Genomic DNA, 20,266 nt, shown 5'->3' on the forward strand with positions numbered 1-20,266 from the left:
TGTTCATGGATTTTGAATTACGAAGTGTTTTGTTAATTGTCGGCGTCGTAGTGATAGCGGCAATTTTATTACATGGTTTATTTAGTATTCGTCAAGCGAATAAGCCCGTTGATATTTCACATTTAGATTTGTCCGAAACAGACGACAACGGCAATCTACTGCGGGATAACTCTGGATTTGACCGCCATGGTGTTGGTGTTACGCGAGTTGTTGAACAAGAAGATAAACCTATTGATACTGTTAATACGCCAGAAGAACAATTATCGCTGGATATTGGCAACGATAGCGCCAAATTACAAGGCACTTCGATAGATTTTGACGTTGCGCTCGATGAAACACTTAATGAAAAAAGCGCAATGATTGAGCCAAGTGCTGAGGATGTCGCTTCGCCAATGTTTGCTTCTCCAATAGCCAAAGAAAAAGAAGACTTTCTGGCGGTTAAGTCATCGCCAAAAGCTAATGTAGAAGAGCCGCAAGAACTTAATCTAGACACTGACGATAACTCGCCTAGAATGGGCAGTTTTGGTGCGAGCATTGATGAAAATTTTCACGCTGAACCGTCCATTGACGTATCGCACAGTGACGCAGAGGTAACATCAACGCCAAGTAAACCAGCAGTCGACCCAATGGATGTGTTAATTCTAAACGTCGTTGGTGAAGATGGCGGAGAACTTGACGGCGCTACGTTGTTACCGGTGTTATTAACACTAGGATTTAAATTCGGTGACATGAATATATTTCATCGTCATGTCGACCCAGCAGGTCAGGGACCCATCTTATTTTCACTAGCAAATATGGTTAACCCTGGTGTATTTGACATTGATAATATGGAGCAATTTACAACGACTGGGGTTAGTTTGTTCATGACGCTTCCGCACGATAACGGCAATATGGAGACTTTTAACAAAATGCTCAATGCCGCCGCGAAGATTGCTGAAGAGTTTAATGGTCAAGTACTAGACGGTGAGCGTAGTACGCTAACCAAACAGTCAACTCAGCTGTATGTTCAGCGTATTAGAGAAGTAGAGCGCAAACTTCTGCTCGTTAAATAGTTCCTTTCCAAGGGACTTTATGTCCCTTGACGTCCATTTTCGATTTTTAAAGAGTTTCCTATGAGTACCGTGAATCCACGCCAACGTTTAGACGTATTATGTCAATTATTAAATGACTACAATCACCAGTATTATGTACTGGATAATCCAACGGTACCCGATGTCGAATATGATCGCCTAATGCGTGAACTGCAATCGATAGAACATGATAATCCCGAGTTAAAAGTCGCTACATCACCGAGTCAACGCGTTGGCGGTGAGGCATTGGCATCTTTTTCTCAAATCACGCACCTTAAACCGATGTTATCTCTGGATAATGCGTTTAGTGATGATGAGATGCAAAATTTTGTGCGCCGTCTTGAAGAACGTACGGGACGAAGTAATGATGTATTTTGCTGTGAGCCAAAACTTGACGGATTGGCGGTTAGCCTATTGTATGTCGATGGTGTATTAACCCGTGCGGCAACTCGCGGCGACGGCTTAGTCGGTGAAGACATCACTCAAAACGTCAAGACCATCAAGGCAATCCCCCTTCAATTACGCGGTGATGACTTTCCACAGCGCATTGAAATTCGCGGTGAAGTATTTATGCCGTTTGCTGCATTTAATGGAATCAACGAACGTGCTATTGCACATGGTGAAAAAGCGTTTGCTAATCCTCGTAATGCGGCAGCTGGCAGCTTGCGTCAACTCGACTCTAAGATCACCGCAAGTCGTGGCTTGTCGTTTTATGCTTATTCAACAGGTGTTGTCGAACTAGAAAATACACCAATGTCTGATCACCATTACGGTCAATTGCAACAATTAAAGGGATGGGGCGTTCCCGTGTCCCCAGAGGTAAAACAGGTAAAAAATCTCGCTGATATGATTGCTTATTATCAAGATATTCTTAATCGTCGTAGTGAGTTGGCCTATGAAATTGATGGCGTCGTTAATAAATTAGATAGCATTCAAGGCCAAGACAAAGCGGGTTTTGTCGCTAAGGCGCCTCGTTGGGCAATTGCTTATAAATTTCCTGCACAAGAAGAGATGACGACGCTGTTAGATGTTGATTTTCAAGTTGGCAGAACAGGCTCTATTACGCCAGTGGCCCGCTTAGAACCAGTGTTTGTTGGCGGTGTTACGGTGAGTAACGCAACGCTACACAATAAAGATGAGATTGAACGTCTAGGGGTGAAAATTGGTGACAAAGTCATCATTCGACGGGCTGGCGATGTGATACCACAAATCGTCTCCGCCGTGGTCGCACAACGCCCGAATGATACCCGTGATATCGAATTTCCAAGCACATGCCCTGAATGTGATTCAGCCATTGAGCGTCTTGAAGGTGAGGCCGTAGCACGTTGTATTGGTGGATTAGTGTGCGGTGCACAACGTAAAGAAGCGATTAAACATTTTTCATCCCGTAAGGCGTTTGATATCGATGGTCTTGGTGATAAATTAGTTGAACAACTCGTTGACGAAGACATGATTAATACACCCAGTGACCTTTTTTCCTTAACGCAAGAGCACTTGCTCACTCTTGAACGAATGGGTGAAAAGAAAGCTCAAAAATTGTTATCTGCGCTAGAAGCCAGTAAATCAACTACCTTGGCTAAGTTTATTTACAGTCTTGGGATCCGCGAAGTTGGCGAAGCGACAGCGAGTAATCTAGCACAATTTTTTAAAACGCTTGATAAGATAAAAGCAGCATCAGTGTCACGATTAACCGATGTGGATGATGTTGGCGAAATTGTCGCAAAACATCTTTATTACTTTCTAAAGCAACCGCATAACCTAGCCGTTATAAATAGTTTAATTGAAGCGGGTATACATTGGTCGGTGATTGAAGAGAAAGATGCATCAGCGCTGCCGCTTGTTGGCCAAACCTGGGTTATTACAGGAACGCTTCATACGATGGGACGAAGTGAGGCCAAGGAAAAGATAAGTGCGTTAGGTGCTAAAGTGGCGGGCAGTGTTTCAGCAAAAACCACTATGCTTGTTGCCGGTGAAAAAGCGGGTTCTAAGTTAACTAAAGCAACTGAATTAGGTGTTAAAACATTAGATGAAGATGGTCTAATTTCCTTCTTAGCTCAGTTTGAATAATGCGCTATAACCCGTTTAGAGACTATGATAAATATGGATGCATCAAGTTGCCTTTGATGCTTTTTTTATCACTTGGTTATCTGATAAAAGGCTACGTGATATGGGTGGTTTCGCTTTCCTATCGCAAAGATCCCAGTGTGTTGCTCAACATATTCTATCCAAGTCGCGCTGATTTTTATCATGCATTAATCATTGCAATTCCGGCGGTATTTTGCGTCATAATTTTTAGCTTGCGTCGAATTGGTATGCCCACGTTCGTAGCATGGTTATGGCATAGAATTCGGTTCTTATTGATTGGTTCTGCTTTAGTTCAGATCGGTGATAGCGTGTGGCAAGGTAATATTTCTTTACACAATATAATCCATTTCAATGCCTATTATGGTGTGCTAATTGATGTGATTTTTCTCGTAGGAATTATTGTTTATTGCATGCTAAATCAACGTGTTATTGATGTGAGCAAGCAATACCCAATTGCGTTGGACGATGATAATTAATAGATATTGTCAATCAAATCTGCAATATATGCGGCAACAATAGCCGCTATTTTTTGCTAAGTTACGGGGCTATTTCTAGCAAGTAACCGTTTCATACGATCGAAAGGTTACGTAGCTTAGCGTACCATTTAATCGATCGTTGCGATTCTAAAAATTGTTATATGGACAACAGCTATAAACTATTAATGGTTTGTTTAAGATCATAGCCTTCTTGAGTCACTATGGTTTCCAGCGTTGCCACGCGTTTCTCTAACGTCTTTACTTGACCATTTAGTTCTTCGTTTATTGCGATAAGTCGCTGAACATCGTTAGAGTTGGCACCTGCTGTCTTTTTAACATCGAAAATACGTTTTAAAATATCGCCAACAACAACAATTCCCACGATTGCTACGATCATTGTCCACAAGCCCATAATGAAATCCTTTAGTTATACCAATTGCATTAAATATTTGCCCACTTGTACTTGTTAAAATTAACTAAAATGGCGTTGCTCTCAATCCTAATAGCCAGCTATTAGTCAATCGAGCGCCTTGTTTTAGCTGATTTTCTCTACGCACAACAAGATCACTTACTTAATGCGATTGGTATTAGTTTGTAAAATATAATGTTTCTATTCAACCATTATGCCAAAATATTATTTCGTTATTTATTGATAACTTAAATTATAATCGTCATAATATGTCACTAATTTAACCAAATCTTAGTTAATTAAACAATAATTTAATTGATTCGATTAACTTGATATAGACTAACACTCGACAGCGAATGTTTGAAGCTGCCCTTGGTCTCTTTCGTTGAATAGGAAAGATACAATAATGTGTTGTTTTCCTTATCGTAAATACGGCGTACCTTTAACGATTTAAAGAGAATGCTTAGTGATTCTTTAAAGACAATTTCACCGCTTTTACTTGTATCGATAGTCGCCAGTTGTTGTGTTGTTATTGGTCCTGTCTGACGGCATGCGATACTTGCATTGGATGGATCTGACAGATCAAAATTAGCTTCGACATGACTAATGTGGCATGTCACGCCTGGTAGTTTCGGATCTTGTTTAGCATCGATAAAGATATCTGACGTGGTAAACACGCCAAGGCTGACTTTACCTACGTCTTCGCTACACCCCACAAGTGAAGCCGATATGATAGACATAAGGGTTATTGCTTTGAAAGCTTTCATAGTATTTCCTTTTTAAAAACAGCTTCAGTATAAGGCCATTTTACTGAGGGGCAAACTGCGATTTAATGTGGTCAATATCTAGGCGTCAAGATTTGTGTCCGTTCTAAGTAATGGCTTATTTAAGCTCTACATAGACTTTTTGGGCATATACATTGTTATAGATCTATTAATAATGTATTTTTCCTGTTGACGTTCCCGTCAATTTGAACTAATTTAAACGCTTGTTTTATTTCGCCAATAAAAATTGGCTCTTTTTAGCAGGTAAAGGATAACTTTATGAAAATTCTTGTGCCGATTAAGCGCGTCGTTGACTACAACGTTAAGGTACGTGTTAAGTCTGATAATACTGATGTTGATTTAAGTAACTTAAAAATGTCAATTAACCCGTTTTGTGAAATCGCCGTTGAAGAAGCGGTTCGTTTAAAAGAAGCGGGCGTTGCGAGCGAAGTTATCGCCGTTTCAATTGGTGAGAAAGCTTGCCAAGAACAAATTCGTACTGCGCTAGCATTAGGTGCTGATCGTGGTATTCAAATTGAAACGGATGCGAAGCCACAGCCGCTAGCAATCGCTAAAATGCTTGCTAAAGTCGTAGAAGCGGAACAGCCACAAATTGTCCTGATGGGTAAACAAACAATTGATGGTGATAATAATCAGACTGGTCAAATGCTTGCTGCGCTAACAAACATGCCACAAGGTACATTCGCGTCGGAAGTTAAGGTTGATGGCGATAAAGTTGAAGTAACGCGAGAAGTTGATGGTGGTCTTGTGACTGTTGCATTAAATCTACCTGCGGTAATTACGACTGATTTACGCTTGAATGAACCACGTTATGCGTCGCTACCAAACATCATGAAAGCAAAACGCAAACCAATCGCTGTTCAAACACCAGAAGAGTTAGGTGTTGAAGTTGCTAATTCGTTAGATGTATTGAAAGTAGAGACGCCAGCAGCACGAAGCGCTGGTGTAATGGTTGAGTCAGTAGACGAACTTATCGAGAAATTACGTACTACAGCGAAGGTGATCTAATGACTATTTTAGTAATTGCAGAACATAATAATGATGCGCTAAAAACAGATACTCATAAAGTGGTTGCAGCGGCTTCGGCTATCGGTGGTGATATCGAAGTATTGGTTGCTGGTTCAAATTGCGGCGCGGTAGCAGAACAAGCAGCTAAATTGGCTGGTGTTTCAAAAGTACTCGTTGCTGATAACGCGTGTTACGAGCATCAACTCGCTGAAAATCTAGGCTTATTGGTTGCTGATCTTGGTAAAGGCTACAGCCATATTTTAGCTGCGGCATCGACCACTGGTAAAAACTTTTTACCACGCAGCGCGGCGTTACTTGATGTTGCTCAAATCTCTGACATTATTCGTGTTGATTCTGCTGATACGTTCGCCCGCCCATTTTATGCAGGTAACGCCATAGCAACCGTTAAATCAAATGACGCGATTAAAGTTATGACGGTTCGTACATCGGCGTTTGATAGCGTTGAAGAAACGGGTAGTGCGTCAGTTGAATCTATCGACAACGTTCAAGATGCCGGTAATTCTAGTTACGTTCGTAGTGAGTTGACTGTTTCTGAGCGTCCAGAGTTGGGAAGCGCACGCGTTATTGTCTCTGGTGGCCGTGGTATGCAAAACGGTGATAACTTTAAAATGCTTGAAGAAGTTGCTGATAAACTAGGTGCAGGTGTTGGTGCATCTCGTGCGGCAGTTGATGCTGGTTTTGTTCCAAATGATATGCAAGTTGGCCAAACGGGTAAGATTGTTGCACCTGAGCTGTATATTGCCGTTGGTATTTCTGGTGCTATTCAGCATTTAGCTGGTATGAAAGACTCTAAGGTGATTGTTGCAATCAATAAAGATCCTGAAGCGCCTATTTTCCAAGTTGCTGACTTTGGTTTAGAAGCGGATCTGTTTGAAGCAATCCCTGAGTTAAACAGCAAACTATAATTCTATGCTGTTTAAAATAAGAACCGTTAACCTTGGTTAGCGGTTTTTTTATGTCAATTTTTCAAAGACTAATGAATATCGTTATTGAACAAGATACACTTAGTTTTTTATTTCAAGGCGAATTTCGTGGCGCAACTTTATTTCTATTATTCTGCAATGAACGCAGGTAAATCTACATCCCTGTTACAATCGGCCTATAACTATAAAGAACGTGGTATGGAATCGGTGATTTTCACAGCGTCAGTGGATGATCGCTATGGTCAAGGCAAGGTCACTTCACGGATTGGATTGAGTCAAGATGCAGATATCTTTTCGTCGAGTTGTGACTTGTTTCAATTGATGAAAGAGAAGTTAGATAACGGCCCTGTACACTGTATTTTAGTTGATGAATGTCAGTTTCTTTCAAAAGCGCAAGTTAAGCAAATTTGCCGTGTTGTTGATGAACTTAAAGTGCCAGTATTGTGTTATGGCCTAAGAACTGACTTCTTGGGTGAGCCGTTTGAAGGAAGCCTTTATCTAATGAGCTGGGCAGACAAGCTGGTAGAACTCAAAACAATTTGTCATTGTGGGCGAAAAGCATCAATGGTGGTGCGTATGGACGAACATGGCAACGCGTCCAGTAGTGGCTCGCAAGTAGAGATCGGCGGTAATGATAAGTATGTTTCTATGTGCCGACAGCACTTTAGCGAACTAGTCTGGTGTTAAATACAACACCGCGGTTTGTGCTTTAAATGCATTTATGTCAACAATGGTACTAGTAGGTGATTCAGACGCGTCACCTGTAACCATAATTAACCGATCTGCATCTTTTTTGATCAAAATGTTGTCAATAAAATCAATGAGATGGTCTGGGGTTAACAGTGTGACGGCATTAAGTGTCTTTTCTCTGTGTGAAAAGTCAATATCTCGATTGCAGATGCTTGTCCAATGGCGTGTTGCCTGACTGCGAGCACTGGTATCACGCGTATTGATCTTCGATTTCAGACCGCTGCAACTACGTTGCCATTGTTCTTCATCCATATCTTCAATTAAATCGCGAAATTCAACCAGCACATTATCGATAGCCGAGAGGACCTCCTGCGGTGTCGCCACGGATGACTGAACGTACAACATTATTCCTGGATATCGATTAATCGGCATATAAGAGGCGCCGCAAACGTAGCCTAGCTGTTGATTTGTTCTGATTTGTGCAAAAAATAAGGGACTTAGTAGCTGGCTTGCTAAGCTCCATAAGGCCACTTGTTGCGGACTGTGATCTTGTGATTGGTAATATACAATCACTGAATTTTGTTCATCGGAATCATCAAATGCTCTAACTAACGTTCCCTGATGAGCCAAGGAGTGGACTTGGCGCGGAATAGACGGAATTGCGTCCGCTACCGCACTAATTTGACGATAGAGGCTATCACCAAAGAGTCTAGCTTCACGTGTTGGCCAATCACCGAGCACCAAAGACTCCAAGTGGACTGCTTTAAATAACGATGAAACAAACTGCTGTAAATCATCGAGCGTGATCAATTCTAAATGCTCCAACAGTGTTGGGTATTCGAATTGATGAGGTTGGAGCGTGGCGCTAAGGCCTTTAAACAAACGATTTATCGGTTTTGCTTTTCGTTGGTCAAACCAATTTTTTGTAAGCTGATGCTTAATTTCATCAAAGCGTGACTGTGGAAAATCTCGCTCTCTAATTTTTGTTATTAGAATTTCAAAACACAAAAATAGTTTTGGTGTGTAGCCACTGGCATGCATGGTGACGCCGGACGCATGCGGATAAATATCATAATGCATTCCAGCAATCTCGGCAGGAAAAGTTACCTGAGCGAGTGAGTCATGTAGCAACTCAACATATAGTCTACATAATACCTGACTAGTTGCAGTTTGATTCACGATTGGTGAATCAATCGCAGTGAATATATGACCTTTAGGTACCTTGAATTGAGATTGTGGTAAATGCCACAGCCGAAAGCCTTCTTCATCAATAAGAATATCAGGCACATCTTTCTCAACTTTTGGCGGCGTGAACGCTAAACGCTCAACGACAAACGGATTAGGTTGAGGCAATGCAAGTGAGTAGTCTATCGGCGTTAAAGTCCAAAGTTTTCTACGTTGACGTGAAATTGGTTTGATTTGATACGGCGTGTCATACCATTTTGCAATGTCTGTGCTTTCTTGACGCTGACACACCATAACTAGTCGTACGGTTTCAGGTGTCATTGCCGATACAATACGTCCTATGGAATCTGGCTCAAAGCTATCCATTGCATAATCGCCGTAGACGAAGTCTTGTGGCTCATACTTAAACATGTTGATGGACAAATGACTGACTAGTTCAACCGCTTTAGGAGGCTCTTGAAAGTCAAACGCGACATTCATAATGTGATGTTGTTCAGTATAACGCCATGCATCAATGCCGCCTTTTTCAATCATTCTGATCGTCTGAAAGACAAGACCGATAACACGATCAATGCGGCGACTCCCTAGCTCAGTGAGGGCAATATGTATCGAAAATTCCCTAAAGTTATAGCCTGAAAGCCCAGTGCCAGCGGACAAGCTATTGGCCAGGCCAGTATTTTTTAGACTCGATAGCAAGCTTCCTTCTCCCTCGTGGCCAATTAAGAAAGCTAGATAGGAGAGTGGTTTACAGTAATAATTAATGTCGTCTATAGCTACTTCAAAACTGAGGGTTAATTTCTTTATGTCTTTGTTGGGGATGACGGCAATTTCCACACTGTATTGGTCCTCCAAATACAGAGGGACTTGTCGAAACTCATTGTTAAGTTCTCTATTGAGGATGGCACGGAAAAAATTGTTACATTGATTTTGTTGCTCATCAAGCGATTGGTTCGATAGCATCACTACTTTCATTTTTGATGCGCAATAATGAGTCTGATAATACTGACGGAGAATAACTTCTAATTCACTTGCATTACCTTCAAGGGTTTGTTTGTTACCGACGGAGAATTGGCTGTACGGATGGTCGGGGTTGACGCATTCTTTAAGAACCGCACTCAGGCGTCTTGAATCGTCCTTATATTTTAATTGGAATTCAGAGTCGACGGCTTCGATTTCTTTAGCGATAAGTTCGCCTGACAGTTTGGGCGCGATGAAGAAATCACTAAAACGATCTAGGGCGTTGGTAAAGTGTGCATTATCAATTGAAAAATAGAAATTGGTAAATTCACTACCAGTCCAAGCGTTGTGCTCGCCACCATGCTGTTTAATGTAAGTTTGATATTCATTAGGATCTGGATATTTATCGGTTCCCAGAAACATCATGTGCTCTAATAAATGAGCTAGGCCTTCGCGATCTTTGGGATCGTTGAAATGGCCAACATTTACTGCCAATGACGTGGCTGATGTAAGCGTTTTAGGATCGCAAATAAGCAGGGCATCTAAACCATTATCAAGTGTGATATGACGATATGTCTTGGTGTCGTTGGATGACGTTATCAATGGTATTCCTTGTACATGCACTAAACCGAGACGCACTCGGATAAATATCATAACAAACTTTTATGGGGCTTTATATCATGCTTAGTAAGAATCATTTAGGAAAGGTTCAATAGGATTTGACTTGTGTCGTCATTTTAATCAAACATGCTTGATCCTAGACTTTTGACCAATTGTCTAATGAATGCATTGAGTCACAATATATCGTCAGTAAGGAAGTTATACTCACGATCCCGTTAATTGAGGGCATTGATGGTAATACCTCAAATCGGATAGTATGTGTTGGCGTTTGAGAAATCGGCGACAACGATGCTTAATACCAATTGCATTAAGTAAGTGATCTTGTTGTGCGTAGAGAAAATCAGCTAAAACAAGGCGCTCGATTGACTAATAGCTGGCTATTAGGATTGAGAGCAACGCCATTTTAGTTAATTTTAACAAGTACAAGTGGGCAAATATTTAATGCAATTGGTATAACAATATTGCTTAAGGAATTGATTAATGAAGTTGTATATTATGCGCCATGGACAGGCTCAAATCTCTGCGCCCTCTGACTCTGAACGAGCGTTGACTATTTTAGGGCAGGAACAGACGGCCATCATGGCAAAGTGGTTGCGAAATACTGCGCCATCTTTTGATGTTTCATTTGTGAGCCCATATAAAAGAGCACTACAAACATTTGATATTGTATCGCAACAAGTGCATATGTCCGGTCATCATTATTGTCTCGAAGAGTTAACACCAGAGTCAAATCCTTCAACCTGCGGAGATGCCTTGCTGGCTTATTGCGCAGAGCACAAAGCAACAAATGCCTTAGCGGTTTCACATCTTCCGTTGGTGGGGTTAGTAATTAATGATTTATGTCGTGGTGACTTCGTGCCCGCGTTCACTACATCATCTATTGCATGCTTAGATATTGACCTTGAAGAGTGGCAAGGCCGCCTTTTATGGCATCGAACGCTGGATGACGTACTGATGGGCGCTTAAACTAGTCAATTTTTCCGTTCTCATCAGGTTCAATATCTAATAAAACAATAAGCGCGCCTTGTCCGCCCCATTCAAGCGGTGCTTGATGAAAGGCAAGTAATTCCGGATATTGGGCTATCCAATATGGGGTTCGGGCTTTGAGCGTACCGCCACTCACCCCATGGACGATGACACAACATTCAATTTGGCTTTTTTTGCACTCTTTAAACATTGCCAGAATTTCCATTTTCGCTTCATTTTGGTTTAAACCATGCAGATCTAACACTAATTCAGGGACGTAATCACCGCGTCTAAGCTTTTTGAGTTCATAGGTTTCTACGTCATCACGACAATAGCGCATCGGCCCCTCATCGTTTAAATGTGGAACGTAACCGTCAGAAAAATAGAATTCGGCTTGCTTTTGCTGTTGTTTATCTTTGTGACCTCGAACGCGCAACGATTTGGGTTGACGTAAATTAACCTTATCTTGGTTAAGCGGCTTAATGTTTGAATCATCAAGAAGATCAAACATTGATGGTGTTTTGTCGTTGGTCATTAAGTAGTCGATTGAGTCGCGTTATTTCAAAGTACGTATTTTAAATGCTTTTTTGGGCTATAAACAAGGTTCATATTCACAATTTAGTAAGATACAATGCGAGCCAAAGTTGGGTTTGAGAGCATTGGTTATCGCCCTAGGTTAGACATTTGAGGAGCGACAAGCTTGGAAACTTTTAAGCTGGACCAGCAACATATTGATGAAGCAATTAATGAATTATCGACGTTAGGCGATATGCTGCGCTGGGGAGCGACATTATTTAACCAAAATGGTGTATTTTATGGGCATGGTAATGAGAACGCGTGGGATGAAGCCGTTGTGCTGGCTCTCCATGTCTTAGCGCTACCGATTGACAGTAAAGATACTATTCTCAATTGCAATTTATTACAGCGAGAACGCTTGGCAATCGCACAAACTTTTGCGGTACGCATTAACGAGCGGGTTCCGACAGCCTATATTACGAACAACGCATGGTTTTCTGGCTTACAGTTTTATGTAGATGAACGTGTGTTAGTGCCGCGATCACCTATTGCACAAATGATCAGTGAGAATTTCGAACCTTGGTTAAAAGGTCATAGCGTTCACCGTGCATTAGATTTATGTACCGGCAGTGGATGTATTGCAATTGCAATAGCCCATCAATTTGTTGATTCAGAAGTCGATGCTATCGATATATCTCACGACGCATTAGATGTCGCTAATATCAATATCTTCGAGCACGGGATGCAAGAGCGTGTTATTCCAATTCAATCAGACTTAATGAATGAAGTATTAAGAGAAAAATACGATCTTATTGTCTCAAACCCCCCGTATGTCGACCAAGAAGACATGGATAGCTTGCCACAAGAGTTTATCCATGAACCTGAACTTGGACTTGCTGCGGGTTATGATGGGTTAGATCTAGTGAAACGTATTTTGGTTGATTCCCTAGATTGCCTCAATGATGACGGAATTTTAGTCGTGGAAGTTGGTAATTCTCAGATCCACATGGAACAACAGTTTCCTGACGTCGCATTCGATTGGATCGAGTTTAGTCAGGGTGGACACGGTGTGTTCGTATTGACTAAAGCGCAATTAGCAAAGCATCAAGCGTTATTCAAAGCAGCGTTGGCTGCAACTATTTAAGCAAGGAATATTCATGTCTGGCAATACTATAGGTAAGTTGTTCTCTATCACCACTTTTGGCGAAAGTCACGGCATTGCGCTCGGTTGTACCGTTGATGGTTGCCCACCGGGTCTTGAAATTACAGAAGCTGATTTACAGGTGGATTTAGATCGACGTAAGCCCGGTACGTCAAAGTTTACCACGCCCCGTCGAGAAGCTGATGAGGTGAAAATATTATCAGGTGTTTTCGAAGGAAAGACCACAGGTACCCCGATTGGGCTATTAATTGAAAATGGCGATCAACGTTCCAAAGATTATGGTGAGATAAAAAATCAATTTCGCCCGGGGCACGCAGACTACACGTACCAACAAAAATATGGGATCCGTGATTATCGTGGTGGTGGCCGATCTTCAGCACGTGAAACGGCGATGCGAGTTGCTGGTGGTGCTATCGCGAAGAAATACTTAAAACAAGCCTATGGCATTGAAATCCGAGCGTATCTTTCTCAGATAGGTGATGTCGCTATTAAAAAGGTCGATTATGATCTTATTGAAACGAATCCTTTCTTTTGTCCAGATATCGACAAACTTGACGATATGGAACAGTTAATTCGTGATCTTAAAAAACAAGGTGATTCAATTGGCGCCAAGGTAACCGTTGAAGCGATAAATGTGCCGGTTGGCTTAGGCGAGCCTATCTTTGACCGTTTAGATGCTGAAATTGCCCACTCTCTCATGAGTATTAATGCCGTAAAAGGTGTTGAAATTGGCGACGGTTTCGAAGTGGTCAATCAAAAGGGGAGTAAGCACCGCGATGCAATGACTAAAGAGGGATTCACCTCTAATCATGCGGGTGGTGTATTAGGGGGCATTTCGACTGGGCAGCCGATCGTCGCTCATATGGCACTAAAACCAACGTCAAGCATTACAACGCCTGGTCGCAGTGTTGACAAGACTGGAGCTGAAGTAGATTTAGTCACCAAAGGACGTCACGATCCGTGCGTTGGCCTGCGTGCTGTACCTATCGCTGAAGCAATGCTTGCCATTACTTTGATGGATCATCTGTTGCGCCATCGCGGCCAGAATTATGATGTTAATTTGTCGACGACCGCCTATCAGATGGCCGACAAATAATCGTGAGACACTAACGCGTGAACGAAGAGTTTGATTATAACGATTTAATACAGGTTTTTGATGACACGTTTAACACAAGTCATCAAACTCGGCTAATTAAAGGCGGTGATGAGCCTATTTATCTACCAAAAGATGCTGAGACAAGTTACCACCAGATTATTTTTGCAAGAGGGTACTTTGCCAGCGGACTGCATGAGATAGCTCATTGGCTAGTGGCAGGAGAAGCCCGTCGTTTACTAGAAGATTATGGATATTGGTATTGCCCTGATGGGCGTGACGAACAAACTCAAACCGATTTTGAGAAAGTTGAAGTTAAGCCCCAAGCCATCGAATGGGCACTTTCCTTAGCTTGTGGCCATTCTTTTCGTGTGAGTACCGATAATTTAAGTGGCTGGCAATCAGATCGACATGCCTTTCAAGACAATGTGCATAAGCGATTGTGCGATTTGATTACTAATGGATTTAATTGTCGGACTCAAAAGCTACTCAATGCCTTATGTATCTTTTACAAGCAACCTCCGTTAACCCTTGAGCGTATCGCTTATCAACGTGTTCATAATGAGAGTAATAACGACTATGAAGTTTAAAATTGGTTTGATCATCAATCCCGTTGCAGGTATGGGCGGCTCTGTTGCCCTTAAAGGCAGCGACGAAGTGATTGATAAAGCATTAGCGCTGGGCGCCACACCAAAATCAAATGACCGTGCTTATTTAGCGTTCTCACAAATTGAACAATATCGAGATAACATTGAGATTATTACCGCGCCATCGTTGATGGGACAGAGTTTATGTCAAGCGCTTGGCTTTAATCACTCTTGCATATCGTTTAACACTAATGCTGAATTAAACGGTGAGTTACAATCCTCAGACGCCAATCATACCTTAGAAGCGGCGTCGTTAATTAAAGCCGCAGGTGTTGATTGTTTAGTATTTGTCGGCGGCGACGGCACTGCTCGCAATATTTATAGCGCTGTAGGTGATGACTTCCCAGTATTAGGTATTCCAGCGGGCGTAAAAATTCATTCTGGCGTTTACGCGATTACCCCGACAGCTGCCGGTAAAGTGCTTGAACTGATGGTTACAAATCAGCTGGTTAGTGTGATGGAACGAGACGTCATGGATATTGATGAGTCGTTATTTCGTGATGGCGTTGTTAAAGCCAAGCGCTACGGTGAAATGTTAGTGCCTGCGGAACTTCGATATATGCAAGCGGTGAAAATGGGTGGTAAGGAGTCTGACGAGTTAGTGCTTGCAGATATTGCCGCCGATGTGATGCGTCAAGTCGATGATGAGCTCGTTATAATGGGCTCTGGTTCAACCACCGAGTTTATTATGGAAGAGATGGGATTAGACAATACACTACTCGGCGTTGATATCGTGCAAGATCAATCGTTAATAGCGAGCGATGTCAGTGCAAATCGTATACTTGAGATTATTGTTACTCAACCATCGGTAAAATTGGTGGTCACTTTGATTGGTGGACAAGGTCATGTCTTTGGGCGTGGAAATCAACAATTAAGCCCAGATGTGATAAGGGCCGTGGGAAGAGACAATATTATTATTGTCGCCACTAAAACTAAATTGCAGGCATTAGAGCAACGTCCATTACTGGTAGACACAGGGGACGCGCAATTAGATAAAGAATTAAGTGGCTTTGTCAAAGTGACGACGGGCTACAACGATTATGTCATGGTACAAATGAGTAACCCTGACTAATGCCATTGGGCATAACTAACAACGAGCATATTTGGAATTTATTATGTTACTTACACAAACAGAAAGCATCATCGAAGATTTTGTTGCTGATATTTTAGAAAACGGCAACGATGACGCTTTATTTGCCAGTGGTTATTTGCAAGGCCATCTTGATTTGATTCTCCAAGGGTGCATTGATATTGATGATACCTTTGAAAATTTCATGGCTAAAATACAGGCCAGTTTAGATGACGCATTTTTAAAAAATGAACTAAGTCCTACCGATAAAAAACTAGTTATCACTTGCTGGGAAAACCTCCAACACAAGATGTAGTGTTGTATCCGAATTAAACAATAAACTTGTTTTTGTATATAATATATCTTAATCTGGCTCTATTCCAATAATAAATAGAGCCACGTATGAGCCAACAATCCTCGAATTCAGCATCGACCCAACCACCATATTCTTCAACACATGCTATTAAGAAACTCGGTTTCTTTGCCTCTATTGCGTCCTTAAGTTACGTGTTTTGGATTGTCGGAGGGATGGAACTAATTGAACGCGTTGCGTTCTATGGCGTCAAAACAGTTGCAGGCCTCTATGCGACCGATCCAGTGTCGAAAGGTGGTCTAGGTGTCACTATGACAGATTTTGGCACCATACTAATGGCATGGGCGCTTGTGCAAGCTTTTGTCCCTGTCTTTATTGGCGGCCTTTCTGATCGGATTGGCTATAAGGAAACGATAGCATTATCCACCGTGACAAAAATTGCAGCTTATTTACTGATGGCATTCTTTCCAACCTATTGGGGATTTATGGTTGGCGCTATCGTATTGGCCCTTGGTACTGGAATATTTAAACCAGGCATTCAGGGGACTTTAGTCAAATCAACCACACCTCAAAATTCTACGATGGCGTGGGGAATGTTTTATCAAATGGTCAATATCGGTGGCTGGGTTGGCCCTTTGATTGCGGCACAATTGAGGATCCTTGATTGGCAGAATGTTTTCTACGCATGTGCGGCGATTATCAGTTTAAATTTCTTTATGTTGTTGCTGTATAAAGAGCCCGGTAAGGCACAACGCGTTAAAAACCTAGAAAAACTAGCACAAAGTGGCGCGCCAAAAAAATCGTTATGGAGAGAATCAATTCACGAGTTCAAGCAAGCGCACTTGATTTACTACACCATTATCTTTTCAGGGTTTTGGTTTATGTTTATGGCGCTGTTTGATGTTTTACCGGTACACATCAGAGATTGGATTGATACGACAACTATTGTCGCTTCATTGTTTGGTGAAAACGGAACTGACTCGGTGGCTTGGCGCTCGGCATTGGGAATGAATGCCGATGGAATGTCTATTTTGCCTGAAGGGATCATGAACCTAAATTTTGGCATGATCATGCTTACGTGTTTTCTCTTTGCTGCATTAGCGCAGCGTCTAGGTACAATGAATAGCTTAGTGATAGGTACATTCCTGTGCAGCGCCGCGTTGTTTATTATTGGTGGAGTCAATGCTGCTTGGTTTTTGGTGCTCGCGATATTTACCTTTAGCGTGGGTGAAATGCTCGCCAGTCCGACGTCTTACAAACTCATTGGTAATATCGCGCCAGACGACAAAAAAGCCATGTATCTTGGGTTCAAAGATCTACCACTTGGCATAGGGTGGGTTGCCGAAAGTTATATTGGCCCAATGTTATACGATAAATATGCCGCCAAAGAGACGCTCGCCAAAGCGATGTTGTCAGATACCTATCAACAAAGCACAGCGGCGTTAAGCGCGATTCCACAAGGTGAATACTTTACTCACTTGGTTTCAATCAGTGGTCAATCATCTCAAGAAATGACAGCTTTGCTTTATCAACAAAATAATATTGGCGTGGTGTGGTTTGTGATGGGAGCAATTGGTATTGCTTCAGCATTTGGCTTGGTGATTTATAGTCGTTGGATTATAAGTGCACGTAGTTCCTTATCAACCGAGAAAAAATCACTCGTCGACTAATCCATTAAATCATCACTCCTTGGCTCGTCATTGGTAAGGAACGAGCCCTATTTATGTTTTCGCGCTAGCGGGAAATCAAACTCTTTGATATTATCGCCTAGGTATAAGTTCATGAAAGAGCAAGGAGGTTGCATGAACGCGTGGAAAGAACTGCACTGGATTCAAAAATCCCTTATCGGTTGCCTAGTATTAATGATGGTCGCTTTAATGCCTGAATTAATACCACTATTAGATTTAGGGGGGATAGAGCTAATTTTTGGCTTTGTTGTATTAAACATAAAAACCGCGAAGTATTGGGTCTACACAAAATACCGTCAATTACGTAATTTAGCGGCATCAGTATTAGTAGCGTTTATAGGAAGTGCGTTAGCAAAGCCAAAGACATTTATGTTTCATGGCGGAGTTTGTTGTGGGGTGTTATTGTTCACTGGCTCAATTGTTCTTTCAAGCGGATTTCTATTGCCTGTCATGATAGCAAACAGTTATCTAATTTAGGTTAACGTTCCAAGTCGCATTACACGCTATTTTTTAAAAGCCAACGTCATATCGTCGTTGGCTTAATTCCCATCTCAGAACCAATCATCTTTAGTGGTAGTGGATATCTATCCATAATCAGTGAAAATGCAGATTATACTTTATTCATTGCGCTCAATTCATGCAGTTCTTAAGACTACGGTGGTAAAACCGCAATTTATACTTGCACCTCGATAAAATTCGTTGATAATCATCGAAAACTATTTTTGAGCAACGCTTGTGCATTTATTAAACCTAGAACTCTTTGGCAAAACATTAACATTAGATGCGTCTATGGCAGGCTGGCAGCAACTATTTTGGGATGGTAACTGTGTAAGTCAGATCACTGCATCAGACGCTGTCGATCAGGACATCGTCAACCATCAATTTGAATTAACTCAAGTCATGGTGGCGAAAGTAGGCGATGAACCGCAAGAGCAAAAGATCATTGTGTCACTAAGCAACAGCATTAACTGGCAACCGTTCTCATTAGATTATCAATTGAGTGTGGACGGCCAAGATGTGGCGAATGGGATGCTCAACGAAAAAGATATCGAAAGCCGTGAGATTGTTAATACTGGAAAAAGTAAGCCTAAAGTAAGTACTGTTGGTTTATTAGGATTAGGACTGAAATTATTTAAAAGTGCCAAAGTGATTAAAGTCGTCCTAGCGGCTGGATCACTCGCTGCCTATAGCTGGCTCTTCTCGTTTGAGTTTGCACTAGCGCTTATCGGCTGTTTGGTTTTTCATGAATATGGTCATGTGCGAGCGATGAAATATTTTGGTATGAAAACCAAGGGATTTTATTTGGTGCCTTTTTTGGGCGGTTTAGCAGTCAATGACGATAAGCTTAATACACGATGGCAAGACGTAGTGATTTCGATTATGGGTCCTTTCTTTGGATTGTTGTTGTCGCTTGGTCTTTTAGTCGCTTACTGGATAACTGGTATCGAAATCTTGGGGGGCATTGCCGCTTTTAACGCACTATTAAACCTCTTCCAATTATTACCAGTGTTACCGCTCGACGGCGGCCATGTGCTAAAAAGCATTGCTTATTCCGTTAACTCAAAGATGGGCTTGGTAGTTTGTGTGCTCGGTGCTGCTCTCGGGGTATATGTGAGTTACACCTTCGGATTCGCACTTTTAGGGTTTTTGTTAGCGATTGGCTCTATTGAAATTTTCTTTGAATATAAATATCGCCATCAAACGCGATTATTACCGCTAGACAGATATGGTCAGATTATCTCTGCAGCATGGTACTTAATGACAGTCATTGGCTTATCAGCGATTATCTGGGGATTAGGACAAGGCGCAAATGATGCATTGTCGTTACCGTTTAAGATTTTGGGGAGCTAATGCGCCTTGCAAAAATGATTGGCGCGGCGGGATATTGTTCGCGTCGTCAAGCATCTCGCCTAATTGATGCTGGTCGTGTCGAGGTTAATGACAATATTGCGCAGCATTTAACGTTTGTAGCTCCCAGCGATAAGATCAGGGTTGACGGCAAACAGATAGACGTATTTAGTGAGAAACACTATGTTGTCTATCATAAACCGGTTGGCATTGATTGTAATTTAAATGTCGAGGATCCAAGTAGTCTTTGCCATGTTATTCCTACATCGTTACCCCGTGTATTTCCTATCGGTCGATTAGATAAGGATTCAAGTGGTTTGCTTTTACTGACGAATGACGGTGAACTAACCAATAGACTGTTACACCCTGCGTTTAAGCAGGCAAAGTGTTATGAGGTTATCGTAAAACCGAACTTTCACAATTGCCGCACCAACAATCTAACGCTTAATACCGCATTTGTATCAAAAATGAATCAGCCCCTGATGATCAAGGGCAAACAAACAACCGCCTGTGAAATTAAACTCCTTGATGAATTAAGTTTCAACATTACCTTAACCCAAGGGCTAAATCGACAGATTCGCCGAATGTGCAGTAACTTGGGATTTTATGTTACCCATTTAAAGCGAATATCCTTGGCAAATATCACTTTGAGCGAGCTAGCGGTAGGGGATTTTCGCTCTCTGAATACTGATGAAATTGCGGGTCTCATCGCATTAACTAATCGCGCTTAACAA

The 20,266-nt window shown here is 41.8% G+C and carries 20 protein-coding genes; 16 read left to right on the forward strand and 4 right to left on the reverse strand.

Annotated elements, in window-relative coordinates:
* Positions 1 to 5 precede the first annotated feature (5 nt).
* The 3 genes from zipA to ACMAZF_RS09045 are packed head-to-tail and all read left to right on the forward strand — an operon-like array spanning position 6 to position 3,631.
* The gene (gene zipA, locus ACMAZF_RS09035) at positions 6 to 1,052 is read left to right on the forward strand and encodes a cell division protein ZipA (RefSeq protein WP_435277025.1); all 1,047 of its coding nucleotides are present in this window, start codon (positions 6 to 8) and stop codon (positions 1,050 to 1,052) included.
* Positions 1,053 to 1,112: 60 nt separating this feature from the next.
* Complete coding sequence (gene ligA / locus ACMAZF_RS09040) at positions 1,113 to 3,137, forward strand: NAD-dependent DNA ligase LigA (RefSeq protein WP_435277026.1); 2,025 nt, start codon at positions 1,113 to 1,115, stop codon at positions 3,135 to 3,137.
* Positions 3,137 to 3,631: a DUF2919 family protein gene (locus ACMAZF_RS09045; protein ID WP_435277027.1), complete on the forward strand. Its 495-nt coding sequence runs from the start codon at positions 3,137 to 3,139 to the stop codon at positions 3,629 to 3,631. Before ligA ends, ACMAZF_RS09045 begins: the two co-directional genes overlap by 1 nt.
* Positions 3,632 to 3,803: 172 nt before the next feature.
* On the opposite strand, the gene ACMAZF_RS09050 is transcribed toward ACMAZF_RS09045, so the two are convergent.
* Positions 3,804 to 4,043, reverse strand: coding sequence for a hypothetical protein (locus tag ACMAZF_RS09050; protein WP_435277028.1), 240 nt, complete (start codon positions 4,041 to 4,043; stop codon positions 3,804 to 3,806).
* A 308-nt stretch (positions 4,044 to 4,351) separates the two neighbouring features.
* Positions 4,352 to 4,807, reverse strand: a complete 456-nt coding sequence (locus ACMAZF_RS09055; RefSeq protein ID WP_435277029.1) for a CreA family protein — start codon at positions 4,805 to 4,807, stop codon at positions 4,352 to 4,354.
* A gap of 276 nt (positions 4,808 to 5,083) precedes the next feature.
* Here ACMAZF_RS09055 and ACMAZF_RS09060 point away from each other — a divergent pair, with 276 nt between their 5' ends.
* From ACMAZF_RS09060 to ACMAZF_RS09070, 3 genes are all read left to right on the forward strand, one after another.
* A complete protein-coding gene (locus tag ACMAZF_RS09060) occupies positions 5,084 to 5,833 on the forward strand; it encodes an electron transfer flavoprotein subunit beta/FixA family protein (protein ID WP_435277030.1) in 750 nt (249 codons plus the stop codon).
* Positions 5,833 to 6,759: an electron transfer flavoprotein subunit alpha/FixB family protein gene (locus ACMAZF_RS09065; protein WP_435277031.1), complete on the forward strand. Its 927-nt coding sequence runs from the start codon at positions 5,833 to 5,835 to the stop codon at positions 6,757 to 6,759. The genes ACMAZF_RS09060 and ACMAZF_RS09065 overlap by 1 nt, the downstream gene beginning before the upstream one ends.
* Before the next feature lie 126 nt (positions 6,760 to 6,885).
* Positions 6,886 to 7,464 (forward strand): thymidine kinase, encoded by a 579-nt coding sequence (locus ACMAZF_RS09070; RefSeq protein ID WP_435277032.1) that lies wholly within the window; start codon positions 6,886 to 6,888, stop codon positions 7,462 to 7,464.
* Here ACMAZF_RS09070 and ACMAZF_RS09075 read toward each other — a convergent pair.
* Positions 7,450 to 10,263: an insulinase family protein gene (locus ACMAZF_RS09075; protein WP_435277033.1), complete on the reverse strand. Its 2,814-nt coding sequence runs from the start codon at positions 10,261 to 10,263 to the stop codon at positions 7,450 to 7,452. The genes ACMAZF_RS09070 and ACMAZF_RS09075 overlap by 15 nt on opposite strands.
* Positions 10,264 to 10,710: 447 nt before the next feature.
* Here ACMAZF_RS09075 and sixA point away from each other — a divergent pair, with 447 nt between their 5' ends.
* Positions 10,711 to 11,196: a phosphohistidine phosphatase SixA gene (sixA, locus tag ACMAZF_RS09080; protein WP_435277034.1), complete on the forward strand. Its 486-nt coding sequence runs from the start codon at positions 10,711 to 10,713 to the stop codon at positions 11,194 to 11,196.
* Position 11,197: 1 nt separating this feature from the next.
* Here sixA and smrB read toward each other — a convergent pair whose 3' ends face one another.
* Complete coding sequence (smrB, locus tag ACMAZF_RS09085) at positions 11,198 to 11,731, reverse strand: endonuclease SmrB (protein ID WP_435277035.1); 534 nt, start codon at positions 11,729 to 11,731, stop codon at positions 11,198 to 11,200.
* A gap of 180 nt (positions 11,732 to 11,911) precedes the next feature.
* On the opposite strand from smrB, the gene prmB reads away from it, so the two are divergent.
* The 9 genes from prmB to ACMAZF_RS09130 all read left to right on the forward strand — a co-directional run bounded on the left by prmB (position 11,912) and on the right by ACMAZF_RS09130 (position 20,263).
* Positions 11,912 to 12,856: a 50S ribosomal protein L3 N(5)-glutamine methyltransferase gene (gene prmB / locus ACMAZF_RS09090; protein ID WP_435277217.1), complete on the forward strand. Its 945-nt coding sequence runs from the start codon at positions 11,912 to 11,914 to the stop codon at positions 12,854 to 12,856.
* A 13-nt stretch (positions 12,857 to 12,869) separates the two neighbouring features.
* Entirely contained in the window at positions 12,870 to 13,970 is a 1,101-nt protein-coding gene (gene aroC, locus ACMAZF_RS09095) for a chorismate synthase (protein WP_435277036.1), read from the forward strand.
* Between the two features lie 17 nt (positions 13,971 to 13,987).
* Complete coding sequence (locus ACMAZF_RS09100; protein ID WP_435277037.1) at positions 13,988 to 14,557, forward strand: elongation factor P hydroxylase; 570 nt, start codon at positions 13,988 to 13,990, stop codon at positions 14,555 to 14,557.
* On the forward strand, positions 14,547 to 15,686 hold the full coding sequence (locus tag ACMAZF_RS09105) for an ATP-NAD kinase family protein (protein WP_435277038.1): 1,140 nt from the start codon (positions 14,547 to 14,549) through the stop codon (positions 15,684 to 15,686). The genes ACMAZF_RS09100 and ACMAZF_RS09105 overlap by 11 nt, the downstream gene beginning before the upstream one ends.
* A 43-nt stretch (positions 15,687 to 15,729) precedes the next feature.
* Positions 15,730 to 15,999, forward strand: a complete 270-nt coding sequence (locus ACMAZF_RS09110) for a YfcL family protein (RefSeq protein WP_435277039.1) — start codon at positions 15,730 to 15,732, stop codon at positions 15,997 to 15,999.
* 86 nt (positions 16,000 to 16,085) lie between these two features.
* A complete protein-coding gene (locus ACMAZF_RS09115; protein ID WP_435277040.1) occupies positions 16,086 to 17,666 on the forward strand; it encodes an MFS transporter in 1,581 nt (526 codons plus the stop codon).
* A 132-nt stretch (positions 17,667 to 17,798) separates the two neighbouring features.
* The gene (locus ACMAZF_RS09120) at positions 17,799 to 18,161 is read left to right on the forward strand and encodes a hypothetical protein (RefSeq protein WP_435277041.1); all 363 of its coding nucleotides are present in this window, start codon (positions 17,799 to 17,801) and stop codon (positions 18,159 to 18,161) included.
* Between the two features lie 258 nt (positions 18,162 to 18,419).
* Positions 18,420 to 19,535: a site-2 protease family protein gene (locus ACMAZF_RS09125; RefSeq protein ID WP_435277042.1), complete on the forward strand. Its 1,116-nt coding sequence runs from the start codon at positions 18,420 to 18,422 to the stop codon at positions 19,533 to 19,535.
* On the forward strand, positions 19,535 to 20,263 hold the full coding sequence (locus ACMAZF_RS09130) for a pseudouridine synthase (protein ID WP_435277043.1): 729 nt from the start codon (positions 19,535 to 19,537) through the stop codon (positions 20,261 to 20,263). The genes ACMAZF_RS09125 and ACMAZF_RS09130 overlap by 1 nt, the downstream gene beginning before the upstream one ends.
* The last annotated feature ends 3 nt before the right edge of the window (positions 20,264 to 20,266 follow it).

Source organism: Psychrobium sp. nBUS_13, assembly GCF_051201665.1.
GTDB lineage: Bacteria > Pseudomonadota > Gammaproteobacteria > Enterobacterales > Psychrobiaceae > Psychrobium.

Excerpts from the sequence above, each read along its gene's own strand:
- ACMAZF_RS09130 (WP_435277043.1), top strand. The coding sequence starts at position 19,535 with ATGCGCCTTGCAAAAATGATTGGCGCGGCGGGATATTGTTCGCGTCGT.
- sixA (WP_435277034.1), top strand. The coding sequence starts at position 10,711 with ATGAAGTTGTATATTATGCGCCATGGACAGGCTCAAATCTCTGCGCCC.
- ACMAZF_RS09055 (WP_435277029.1), bottom strand. The coding sequence starts at position 4,807 with ATGAAAGCTTTCAAAGCAATAACCCTTATGTCTATCATATCGGCTTCA.
- ACMAZF_RS09060 (WP_435277030.1), top strand. The coding sequence starts at position 5,084 with ATGAAAATTCTTGTGCCGATTAAGCGCGTCGTTGACTACAACGTTAAG.
- ACMAZF_RS09105 (WP_435277038.1), top strand. The coding sequence starts at position 14,547 with ATGAAGTTTAAAATTGGTTTGATCATCAATCCCGTTGCAGGTATGGGC.
- aroC (WP_435277036.1), top strand. The coding sequence starts at position 12,870 with ATGTCTGGCAATACTATAGGTAAGTTGTTCTCTATCACCACTTTTGGC.
- ACMAZF_RS09065 (WP_435277031.1), top strand. The coding sequence starts at position 5,833 with ATGACTATTTTAGTAATTGCAGAACATAATAATGATGCGCTAAAAACA.
- ACMAZF_RS09045 (WP_435277027.1), top strand. The coding sequence starts at position 3,137 with ATGCGCTATAACCCGTTTAGAGACTATGATAAATATGGATGCATCAAG.
- ACMAZF_RS09110 (WP_435277039.1), top strand. The coding sequence starts at position 15,730 with ATGTTACTTACACAAACAGAAAGCATCATCGAAGATTTTGTTGCTGAT.
- smrB (WP_435277035.1), bottom strand. The coding sequence starts at position 11,731 with ATGACCAACGACAAAACACCATCAATGTTTGATCTTCTTGATGATTCA.
- ACMAZF_RS09120 (WP_435277041.1), top strand. The coding sequence starts at position 17,799 with ATGAACGCGTGGAAAGAACTGCACTGGATTCAAAAATCCCTTATCGGT.
- zipA (WP_435277025.1), top strand. The coding sequence starts at position 6 with ATGGATTTTGAATTACGAAGTGTTTTGTTAATTGTCGGCGTCGTAGTG.
- ACMAZF_RS09050 (WP_435277028.1), bottom strand. The coding sequence starts at position 4,043 with ATGGGCTTGTGGACAATGATCGTAGCAATCGTGGGAATTGTTGTTGTT.
- ACMAZF_RS09075 (WP_435277033.1), bottom strand. The coding sequence starts at position 10,263 with ATGATATTTATCCGAGTGCGTCTCGGTTTAGTGCATGTACAAGGAATA.
- ligA (WP_435277026.1), top strand. The coding sequence starts at position 1,113 with ATGAGTACCGTGAATCCACGCCAACGTTTAGACGTATTATGTCAATTA.
- ACMAZF_RS09115 (WP_435277040.1), top strand. The coding sequence starts at position 16,086 with ATGAGCCAACAATCCTCGAATTCAGCATCGACCCAACCACCATATTCT.